The 10,521-nt window shown below is 70.2% G+C and carries 8 protein-coding genes; 7 read left to right on the forward strand and 1 reads right to left on the reverse strand.

Annotation, left to right across the window (positions count from 1 at the left end):
* Positions 1-33 precede the first annotated feature (33 nt).
* Genes AB0L25_RS38695 through AB0L25_RS38710 form a run of 4 tightly spaced genes read left to right on the forward strand, consistent with a single transcriptional unit; the run spans position 34 to position 3,803 of the window.
* The gene (locus AB0L25_RS38695; RefSeq protein WP_500178337.1) at positions 34-999 is read left to right on the forward strand and encodes a branched-chain amino acid ABC transporter permease; all 966 of its coding nucleotides are present in this window, start codon (positions 34-36) and stop codon (positions 997-999) included.
* A complete protein-coding gene (locus tag AB0L25_RS38700; protein WP_500178339.1) occupies positions 996-2,144 on the forward strand; it encodes a branched-chain amino acid ABC transporter permease in 1,149 nt (382 codons plus the stop codon). Before AB0L25_RS38695 ends, AB0L25_RS38700 begins: the two co-directional genes overlap by 4 nt.
* A 47-nt stretch (positions 2,145-2,191) precedes the next feature.
* Positions 2,192-2,932: an ABC transporter ATP-binding protein gene (locus AB0L25_RS38705; protein WP_500178347.1), complete on the forward strand. Its 741-nt coding sequence runs from the start codon at positions 2,192-2,194 to the stop codon at positions 2,930-2,932.
* Positions 2,922-3,803, forward strand: coding sequence for an ABC transporter ATP-binding protein (locus AB0L25_RS38710; protein ID WP_500178340.1), 882 nt, complete (start codon positions 2,922-2,924; stop codon positions 3,801-3,803). The genes AB0L25_RS38705 and AB0L25_RS38710 overlap by 11 nt, the downstream gene beginning before the upstream one ends.
* A 247-nt stretch (positions 3,804-4,050) precedes the next feature.
* On the opposite strand, the gene AB0L25_RS38715 is transcribed toward AB0L25_RS38710, so the two are convergent.
* Complete coding sequence (locus tag AB0L25_RS38715) at positions 4,051-4,452, reverse strand: PaaI family thioesterase (RefSeq protein WP_500178349.1); 402 nt, start codon at positions 4,450-4,452, stop codon at positions 4,051-4,053.
* A gap of 126 nt (positions 4,453-4,578) precedes the next feature.
* On the opposite strand from AB0L25_RS38715, the gene polA reads away from it, so the two are divergent.
* The 3 genes from polA to rpsA form a co-directional block, all read left to right on the forward strand.
* Complete coding sequence (gene polA / locus AB0L25_RS38720) at positions 4,579-7,269, forward strand: DNA polymerase I (protein WP_500178341.1); 2,691 nt, start codon at positions 4,579-4,581, stop codon at positions 7,267-7,269.
* Between the two features lie 398 nt (positions 7,270-7,667).
* Entirely contained in the window at positions 7,668-8,807 is a 1,140-nt protein-coding gene (locus AB0L25_RS38725; protein WP_500178343.1) for a polysaccharide deacetylase family protein, read from the forward strand.
* A gap of 272 nt (positions 8,808-9,079) precedes the next feature.
* On the forward strand, positions 9,080-10,521 hold a 1,442-nt coding region (gene rpsA / locus AB0L25_RS38730; RefSeq protein WP_500178345.1), incomplete at its 3' end, for a 30S ribosomal protein S1.

Genomic DNA, 10,521 nt, shown 5'->3' on the forward strand with positions numbered 1-10,521 from the left:
GCTCCCGCTCCTTTTCACAAAGGGCGACCAAAGGTGCTCGACGACTTCATCAATCAATTCTGGCCGTCGACCATCGACGGGCTGTCGCTGGGGGCGATCTATGCTCTCCTGGCGCTCGGCTACACGATGGTCTACGGCGTGCTCCGGCTGATCAACTTCGCTCATGCCGACATCTTCATGGCGGGGACGTTCGCGGCCCTGTGGACGGTGCGCGGGCTGGGCGTCTCGGACCTGAACGGGATCGCGCTCATCGGCGTGGTGGCGTTGTGCGGGGTGGTGGCCGGCGCCGTGGCCGGTGGCGGCGCGATGCTGCTCGAGGTGGTGGCCTACCGGCCGCTGCGGAAACGGGGGGCGTCGCGGCTGGCGGCGCTGATCTCGGCGATCGGCGCGTCGATCTTCATCCAGCAGTTGTTCGCGACGGTGCTGGTGCCGTGGATCTTCGGGACGTCGAAGGAGGGCGGCAAGCTTCCGGTCAGCGAGCATTTCCGGGAGATGACGACGGTGATCTCGATCGGTCCGATCGAGATCACGAACGTGGCGTTGATCATTTTCTTCGGCGCGGTGCTGATGATGGTGGCGCTGGATCAGTTCGTGAACCGGACGCGGCTGGGGCGGGGCATCCGTTCGACGGCGCAGGACCCGGAGACCGCGGTGCTGATGGGCGTGAACATCGACCGGGTGGTGTCGGTGACGTTCGTGGTGGGCGGCGTGATGGCGGGCGTGGCGGCCGCGCTGTACTTCCTGCGGTTCGAGCAGACGGAGTACTTCGTGGGCTTCCTGCTGGGCATCAAGGCGTTCACGGCGGCGGTCCTCGGCGGTATCGGGAACATCCGCGGTGCGCTGGTCGGCGGGTTCGTGCTGGGGCTGCTGGAGATGTACGGCTCGAGCATCTTCGGTTCGGAGTGGCGGGACGTCGTGGCGTTCACGCTGCTGATCCTGATTCTGATGTTCCGTCCCACCGGCATTCTCGGTGAGTCTCTGCAGCGGGCGCGCGCATGAACATGACGAAGAAGCTTCCCTCGAAGAGCAACGGCGGCGGTCTGTCCCTGGATCCGCTGCGCGACTGGTGGGCGGGCGCGGCCGGGTGGCAGCGCTGGGGCGTGTACGTCCTGCTGATCATCGGTGCGCTGCTGCTGCCGCATCAGGCGATCGGCAGTTTCATGGCGCCGAGCGGTGCGGACTGGGCGTCGATGCTCAGCGACCAGATCGCGATCTATGTGCTGCTGGCGATCGGCCTGAACGTCGTGGTCGGCATGGCGGGTCTGCTGGACCTCGGGTACGTGGCGTTCTACGCGGTCGGCGGGTACACCATCGCGATCTTCGCGGTGAAGTACGACTGGAGTTTCTGGGAGACGCTGGTCCTGGCGATCGTGTTCGCGGCGGCGTCCGGGGTGATCCTGGGTGCGCCGACGCTGCGGTTGCGGGGCGACTACCTGGCGATCGTGACGCTGGGGTTCGGCGAGATCGTCAAGCGGACGGCGAACAACAGCGACTACGTGAACGGTCCTCGCGGCGTGCAGGGGATCCCGCATCCTCCGACGTTGTCGGAGTGGGAGATCTTCGGCGTGCAGCCGTTCAGTTACGGGATCCTGGATTCGCGGCCGTACTACTACATGCTGGTCTTCTTCATCGTTCTGGCGATCATCTTCGTGCGGCGGCTGGAGAAGTCGCGGGTCGGCCGGGCGTGGACGTCGATCCGGGAGGACGAGGACGCGGCGGAGCTGATGGGCGTGCCGACGTTCCGGTTCAAGCTGGCGGCGTTCGCGATCGGTGCGGCGATCGGCGGCAGCGGCGGCGTGGTGTTCGCGGCGAAGCAGACGTCGATCCTGCCGACGAACTTCGAGTTCATGGTGTCGGCGCTGGTGCTGGCGGCGGTGGTGCTGGGCGGTTCGGGGAGCATCCCGGGCGCGATGCTGGGGGCGTTCGTGGTGGCGTGGCTGCCGGAGCGGTTCCGGTTCCTGGAGGACTACCGGATGCTGATCTTCGGTGCCGCCCTGGTGGTCATGATGATCTTCCGGCCGGAGGGGCTGTGGCCGTCCCGGCAGCGGAAGGCGGAGCTGGCCGAAGGCGGCGGCGGTATGGGCCATATGGGCGCCGAGGTCGGCGAGCAGCAGACCGGGGCCGCGGCGGAGGTGACCAAGTGAAGGACGCGGACGAGGGCACGGTGCTGCTCGCACTGCGGGACGTCGTCATGCGGTTCGGCGGCGTCGTGGCCCTGAACAAGGTCGACATCGAGATCCGCAAGGGCGAGATCTTCGCGCTGATCGGGCCGAACGGTGCGGGCAAGACGACGGTGTTCAACGTGACGACCGGCGTGTACCGGCCGTCCGAGGGCGCGGTCGTGTTCGACGGGAACCGGATCGACGGCAAGAAGCGGTTCACGGTGACGAAGCTGGGCGTGGCGCGCACGTTCCAGAACGTCCGGCTGTTCCACAACATGACGGCCGTGGAGAACGTCCTGGTCGGTACGGACGCGCATCATCGGACGGGTTTCGTCGGTGCGGCGCTCGGGCTGCCGTGGCATCGCCGCGAGGAGCGGCAGGGCCGGGAGCGGGCCGCCGAGCTGCTGGAGCTGGTGGGGATTCCGCACCGGTCCGCGGAGCTGGCGAAGAACCTGCCGTACGGCGACCAGCGGCGCCTGGAGATCGCGCGGGCGCTGGCGACGAATCCGAAGCTGCTCCTGCTGGACGAGCCCGCGGCCGGGATGAACCCGGCGGAGAAGGTGGCGCTGCAGGAGCTGATCCGCAAGATCCGCGACACCGGGGTGACCGTGCTGCTGATCGAGCACGACATGGGCCTGGTGATGGGGATCAGCGATCGGGTGGCGGTGCTGGACTTCGGTCAGAAGATCGCGGACGGGCTGCCGGCCGAGGTGCAGAACGACCCGCGGGTCATTGAGGCGTATCTGGGGGCTCCGGCCGATGCTTCTTGAGATCGATGACATCCACGTCCACTACGGGAAGATCGCGGCGCTGAAGGGCATCAGCGTGTCGGTCGACCGGGGTGAGATCGTCACGCTGATCGGCGCGAACGGCGCGGGCAAGACGACGACGCTGAAGACGGTGTCGGGGCTGCGGGAGCTGTCGGCGGGCGCGATCCGGTTCGACGGGACGGACATCAGCAGGATGCCGGGCCACAAGCGGGTCCTGGTGGGCATCGGGCAGGCGCCGGAGGGCCGGGGGATCTTCCCCGGCATGACGGTCGAGGAGAACCTGCTGATGGGCGCGTACGCCCGCAAGGACGATCCGTCGAAGGAGCTGAAGGAGGCGTACGAGCTGTTCCCGCGGCTGGCGGAGCGCAAGTCGCAGGCGGGCGGCACGATGTCGGGCGGCGAGCAGCAGATGCTGGCGATCGGCCGGGCGCTGATGGCGAAGCCGAAGGTGCTGCTGCTGGACGAGCCGTCGATGGGGCTCGCGCCGATGCTGGTGCAGCAGATCTTCTCGATCATCGAGGAGATCAACCGGCGGGGCACGACGGTGCTGCTGGTGGAGCAGAACGCCCAGCAGGCGCTGCAGATCGCGCACCGTGCGTACGTCCTGGAGACGGGGCGCGTGGTGAAGACGGCGGCCGCGGCGGATCTGCTGGACGACCCGCAGGTCCGTGCGGCGTACCTGGGCGGTGACCTGGGCGATGCGGCGTCCGGCGGCGGTGCCGGCGGCGGCGCGGACGGGCCGGAGGGCTCGGACGGGCCGGTGAAGCCGGGGGCCGTGAAGGACGCCGACGTGTCCGGCGGGCCGTCCGACGAGAAGGGTTCGGCCGGGAAGGCCGGGAAGCCGGAGAAGGCCGAGAAGTCCGAGGACTGACGAGGCCGCGCCACGCCCGCCGGGACCGGACGAACCGGTCCCGGCGGGCGTTCGCGCGTCTGCGCCGGTCGCGTGCCGCGTGCCCGCGGACGTCCGGACAGACGTTGACCCGGGATCACCTTTGGGGCCGTACGGGCCTTCCCCGGCGCGTACGTTGTCTACTCGGTGATCCCGGGCCGTTCCGAGCCACGGTACAGAGGTGCGGCGTCCCGCCGCAAAGGTCCCGCGAAACCCGCGGGTGTCCGGGTCAGGATCCGGGGGCGTCGCGCAGCATGCAGGTCAGGCGCGCGGTGCAGACGCGGCGGTCCTGCTCGTCGGTGATGACGATGTCGTAGGTGGCGAGGGTGCGGCCGCCGTGGGCGCGGGTGGCGACGCCCGTGACGTACCCCTCGGTCGCGGACCGGTGGTGGGTGGCGTTGATCTCGATGCCGACGGCGATGCGGCCGGGACCGGCGTGGATGGCGGAGCCGACGGAGCCGATGGACTCGGCGAGGACGCAGGACGCGCCGCCGTGCAGGAGGCCGTAGGGCTGCGTGTTGCCCTTCACGGGCATGCGGGCGACGACGCGTTCGGCGGTCGCCTCGACGTACTCGATGCCCATCGTCTTCGCGAGGTCGGTGCCCGCGTCGTACTTGGCGAGTTCGGCGATGACCTTCGCGCGGTCGTCGGTGCCGCCGCCGACACCGCCGTCCGGGCGGTCTTCGGAGGTCACGCCGTTGGGGTCAGTCACTTACGCCTCCACAAAACTGTCGTACGCGCAGACTAGAGTCCTGCTGTGGCGATGACAGCAGCGACCCCTGACAAGCGTGAACGGCTCCTCCTGCTCGACGGGCACTCCCTGGCCTACCGGGCGTTCTTCGCGTTGCCGGTCGAGAACTTCAACACGACCGACGGGCAGCCGACGAACGCGGTGTACGGCTTCACCTCGATGCTCATCAACGTCCTGCGGGACGAGCAGCCCACCCACATCGCGGTGGCGTTCGACCGGTCGGAGCCGACGTTCCGGCACGAGCAGTACGTGGAGTACAAGGCGGGCCGGCAGAAGACGCCGGACGAGTTCCGCAGCCAGGTGAGCCTGATCTTCGAGGTGCTGGACGCGCTGCGCATCCCGCGGATGTCGGTGGCGGGGTTCGAGGCCGACGACATCATCGCCACCCTGTCGGTGCAGGCGTCCGAGGCCGGGATGGAGACGCTGGTCGTCACCGGCGACCGGGACGCGTTCCAGCTGGTGAACGAGCACGTCACGGTCCTGTACCCGGTGAAGGGCGTGTCGGAGCTCGCCCGGATGGACCCGGCGGCCGTGGAGGCCAAGTACGGGGTGCCGCCGGAGCGGTACCGGGAGCTGGCCGCGCTGGTGGGGGAGAGCAGCGACAACCTGCCGGGCGTGCCGGGCGTCGGCCCGAAGACGGCCGCGAAGTGGCTCGGCAAGTTCGGCGACCTCGACACCCTCGTCGCGCGGGTCGACGAGATCAAGGGCAAGGCCGGCGACAGCCTGCGCGAGCACCTGGCCGGGGTGATCCGCAACCACCAGATCAACCGGCTCGACACGGAGGTCGGGCTGGAGCTGACGCCGCCGCAGCTGTCGATGGGCCAGTGGGACCGCGAGGAGATCCACACCCTGTTCGACTCGCTGCAGTTCCGGGTGCTGCGGGAACGGCTGTACTCCACGCTCCAGGCCGCCGAGCCCGAGGCCGACGAGGGCTTCGACGTCCACCTCGAGGAGCTGGAGCCGGGGGCGCTGGGCGCCTGGCTGGACGCGAACGCCGGCGGGCGGCTCGGCGTCGCCGTCACCGGGTCGTGGGGCCGCGGCACCGGCGAGATCACCGCGCTGGCGCTCGCGTCCAAGGACGGCCCGGCCGTCCACCTCGACCCGGCGGAGCTGATCGAGGACGACGAGCGCGCCCTCGCCGGCTACCTGGGCGACGCGGCCCGCCCGAAGGCGATGCACGAGGCGAAGGGCCCGATGCTGGCGCTCGCGGCGCGCGGCATCGCGCTGGAGGGGCTCACCAGCGACACCGCCCTCGCCGCGTACCTGGCGCTGCCGGGGCAGCGCACGTTCGACCTCGCCGACCTCGCCCTGCGGTACCTGCACCGGGAGCTGCGCGGCGAAGCCGAGGACTCGGGCCAGCTCACGCTGGACGGGTCCGGCGAGGAGGAGGCCGCGGAGGCGCTCGCCGTCCGGGCGCGGGCGGTCGCCGAACTCGCCGACGTCCTGGACGCCGACCTGGAGAAGCGCGGCGCGACCCGGCTGCTGCACGAGGTCGAGCTCCCGCTCGTCGGCGTCCTCGCCGGGATGGAGCGGGCGGGCATCGCCGTGGACGCCGACCACCTCGCGGGCCTGTCGGCGACGCTGGGCGGGCAGGTCAAGCAGCAGGAGCAGGACGCGCACAACGCGGTGGGCCGGGAGTTCAACCTGGGCTCCCCGAAGCAGGTGCAGCAGGTGCTGTTCGACGAGCTGAACCTGCCCAAGACCAAGCGCACCAAGACCGGCTACACCACCGACTCCGAGGCGCTCAGCAACCTGCTGGAGAAGGAGGGCCACCCGGTCCTGGAGCACATCCTGCGGTGGCGGGAGGTCGCGAAGCTGAAGAGCATCGTCGACTCCCTCATCCCGATGGCCGACGACGCGGGCCGCATCCACACGACGTTCAACCAGATGGTCGCGGCGACCGGGCGGCTGTCGTCCACCGACCCGAACCTGCAGAACATCCCGATCCGCACCGAGGAGGGACGCCGGATCCGCGAGGCGTTCGTCGTCGGCGACGGCTACGAGACGCTGCTGACCGCCGACTACTCGCAGATCGAGCTGCGGATCATGGCGCACCTGTCGGAGGACGAGGCGCTGCTCGAGGCGTTCGGGTCCGGCGCCGACTTCCACACCATCACCGCGTCCCGCGTGTTCGGCCTGCCGCCGGAGCAGATCGACTCCGAGCTGCGCGCCCGCATCAAGGCGATGAACTACGGGCTGGCCTACGGCCTGTCGGCGTACGGGCTGTCGCAGCAGCTCCGGATCGCCCCCGACGAGGCGCGGGGGCTGATGGAGGAGTACTTCGAGCAGTTCGGCGGCGTCCGCGACTACCTGCGCGACGTGGTGGCCCGCGCCCGCCGCGACGGCTACACCGAGACGATCCTGGGCCGCCGCCGCTACCTGCCGGACCTGAACTCCGACAACCGGCAGCGCCGCGAGATGGCGGAGCGGATGGCCCTCAACGCCCCGATCCAGGGGTCGGCCGCCGACATCGTCAAGGTCGCGAGCCTCAACGTCGACCGTGCGCTGCGCGGCGACGGCCTGGCGTCCCGCGTCCTGCTGCAGGTGCACGACGAGCTGGTCCTCGAGGTCGCGCCCGGCGAGCTCGACCGCGTCAAGGAACTCGTCGGCGACCAGATGGCGGGGGCCTACGAGCTCCGCGCCCCGCTGGAGGTCTCCATGGGCACCGGCCGCACCTGGCAGGACGCCGCGCACTGACCCGTCCCCCCGACCCGTCCCGAACGCCGGACGTGCCGCACCGTCGTGCACGTCCGGGGTTCGCGGTTCCGGTGTGCCGGGGAAGTCGCGGAATGTCGGCCGTCCGAGGGGCGGACGCGCAGGTCGGAGCGGGGTTAGGGGTACCCCGGTGATCGACGCGGGTCGGCGAGTTGATCTTATGGGAGACGTCGCCGCGCGGGCCGCAAGGCGCGGGCGGCGGCGTGTCCGGGACGCCTGGGGACGTCGTGTCATGTACCCGCGGGTTCCGGATTTGGCGGGATGAGGGCCGGGGCGCGGGTGCTCCGTGGGGATCATGCGGGTACGAGATGAGGTGTCCGTAGATCGTCCGGGGTTCTACGCTGTCCCCGGTCCTGTTCGGGTCGACCGGCGGGGGGAACATGCCGCTCCTTCACAAGATCGCAGGAGTCGTGGTCGTCTGCGCCGTCGTCCTCGGGCTGGTGCTGCCCGGAGCGCGGCGGGACGACGGCGGGAACACGGCCGAGGCCGGCCGGGCCGGGGCGGCGGAAGCCGAACCGGTCGACGCGGAGAAGGCCGCGCGGCCGGGCGCCGGGGCGACGGCCGTGCCGGCGCCGGGCGGCGGGAGCGCGGCGCCGAGCGCGTCGGCGACGGCGCCGATCCGGGCGGCGGCGCCCGCCGCCGCGGCGGCGAAGGCCAACGAGCTGGGCCAGGTGCCGGTGCTGATGTACCACCGGATCCTCGACAAGCCCGAGCAGTCGCTGGACCGGTCGACCAAGGAGCTGTACGACGAGCTGACGCGGCTCGCCAAGGGCGGGTACACGCCCGTCACCGCGACGGAGCTCGCGAGCGGGCGGATCAACGTGCCGGCCGGCCGGCACCCGGTCGTCCTGACGTTCGACGACAGCACGCCCGGGCACTTCGCGCTCGACGCGAACGGCGCCCCGAAGGCGAACACGGCCGTCGGCGTCATCCAGCGGGTCGCCAAGGAGAACCCCGGGTTCCGGCCGACCGCGACCTTCTACCTGAACAAGGACATGTTCGGCCTGAAGGGCGCCGACGCGTCGACGGGGCTGCAGTGGCTGCGGCAGCACGGGTACGACCTCGGCAACCACACGCTGACGCACCCCAACCTCGGCGGGCTGTCCGCCGGCGCGGTCCGCAAGGAGGTCGGCGGGCTGGAGGACGAGGTCGTCAAGCTCACCGGCGCGCACACCGGGACGCTCGCCTACCCGTTCGGGGTCGCGCCCGAGAAGGAGGAGTGGGCGCGCGAGGAGCGGGGCCGGTACGCGTTCCAGGGCATGTTCCTGGCGGGCTGGCGGCCCGCGCCGTCCCCGTTCGGGGAGGAGTTCGACCGGTGGGCGATCCCGCGGGTGCGGTCGGAGGGCAAGATCAAGGAGAACGACTGCGAGAAGTACTGCTCGACGGCGTGGCTGGAGTACCTCGACCGGCACCCGCAGGAGCGCTACACCTCCGACGGGGACCCCGGCACGGTGACGATCCCGCGCGGCCTGCAGGACGCGCTCGCCCCGCAGTACCGGGGCATGGCGCGCGTCTACTGATCGATCCGGACGCGTTCGGGACGCGATCATGACCCGGTGCGGCGGGGGCCGGATTGACCCGGGGGGTTTCGGTCCCATATCCTGATCGCTGCGCTGTGGGCTTGCGCGTGCTTCGGACGGAGCAGGCTCGCGCTCGGTCAGGTCGGCGACAACGGTTCGGTTCACAGGCGCGGGGCGACCCGCGTTCCTTTCCGGTCTTCGGCAGGGCAGACCAAGGCCCGCCGCGCAACAACCCATACGACTTCCATGTCCGTACCGGAGCCAGCCGACACATGACGAGCAGCACCGAGGCCACCTCGACCACCCCGCAGGTAGCGGTCAACGACATCGGGTCCGAGGAAGCCTTCCTCGCGGCGATCGACGAGACCATCAAGTACTTCAACGACGGCGACATTGTCGAAGGCACTGTCGTCAAGGTCGATCGTGACGAGGTCCTCCTCGACATCGGCTACAAGACCGAGGGCGTCATCCCGTCCCGGGAACTCTCGATCAAGCACGACGTCGACCCGAACGAGGTCGTCGCCGTCGGTGATCACGTCGAGGCCTTGGTCCTCCAGAAGGAGGACAAGGAAGGTCGGCTGATCCTGTCCAAGAAGCGCGCCCAGTACGAGCGCGCCTGGGGCACGATCGAGAAGATCAAGGACGAGGACGGCATCGTCACCGGTACCGTCATCGAGGTCGTCAAGGGCGGCCTCATCCTCGACATCGGGCTGCGCGGCTTCCTGCCGGCGTCGCTCGTCGAGATGCGCCGCGTCCGCGACCTGCAGCCCTACGTGGGCCGCGAGCTCGAGGCCAAGATCATCGAGCTGGACAAGAACCGCAACAACGTGGTCCTGTCCCGCCGCGCCTGGCTGGAGCAGACGCAGAGCGAGGTCCGCCAGACCTTCCTCAACACCCTGCAGAAGGGCCAGGTCCGCAAGGGCGTCGTCTCGTCGATCGTCAACTTCGGCGCGTTCGTCGACCTCGGCGGCGTCGACGGTCTGGTGCACGTCTCCGAGCTGTCCTGGAAGCACATCGACCACCCGTCCGAGGTCGTCGAGGTCGGCCAGGAGGTCACGGTCGAGGTCCTGGACGTCGACATGGAGCGCGAGCGCGTCTCCCTGTCGCTCAAGGCCACGCAGGAAGACCCCTGGCAGCAGTTCGCCCGCACCCACCAGATCGGCCAGGTCGTGCCGGGCCGCGTCACCAAGCTGGTGCCGTTCGGCGCGTTCGTCCGGGTCGAGGAGGGCATCGAGGGCCTGGTCCACATCTCCGAGCTGGCCGAGCGCCACGTGGAGATCCCCGAGCAGGTCGTCCAGGTCGGCGACGAGATCTTCGTGAAGATCATCGACATCGACCTCGACCGGCGCCGCATCAGCCTGTCGCTGAAGCAGGCCAACGAGGGCGCCGCCGGGATGGACGAAGAGGACTTCGACCCCACCCTGTACGGGATGCCGGCCGAGTACGACGAGCAGGGCAACTACAAGTACCCCGAGGGCTTCGACGCCGACACGGGCGAGTGGCTGCCGGGCTTCGACGAGCAGCGCGAGACCTGGGAGCGGCAGTACGCCGAGGCCCGCGCCCGCTTCGACGCCCACCGCCGGCAGATCGAGGAGGCCCGCAAGGCCGAGGCGGAGGCCGGCCTCGTCGGCGAGGGCCAGCGCGGTGAACGACTGGCGGACGCGCATGTGCGCGCGGGTCTCGGCGTCGTGGGCGATCAGTTCGTTGAGGACGA

Source organism: Spirillospora sp. NPDC052242 (assembly GCF_040679555.1).
Taxonomy (GTDB): Bacteria; Actinomycetota; Actinomycetes; order Streptosporangiales; family Streptosporangiaceae; genus Spirillospora.

What these genes read in the sequence shown, in the direction of transcription:
- AB0L25_RS38700 (WP_500178339.1), top strand. Translation starts at nt 996, where the DNA reads ATGAACATGACGAAGAAGCTTCCCTCGAAGAGCAACGGCGGCGGTCTG.
- AB0L25_RS38705 (WP_500178347.1), top strand. Translation starts at nt 2,192, where the DNA reads ATGCGGTTCGGCGGCGTCGTGGCCCTGAACAAGGTCGACATCGAGATC.
- AB0L25_RS38710 (WP_500178340.1), top strand. Translation starts at nt 2,922, where the DNA reads ATGCTTCTTGAGATCGATGACATCCACGTCCACTACGGGAAGATCGCG.
- AB0L25_RS38725 (WP_500178343.1), top strand. Translation starts at nt 7,668, where the DNA reads ATGCCGCTCCTTCACAAGATCGCAGGAGTCGTGGTCGTCTGCGCCGTC.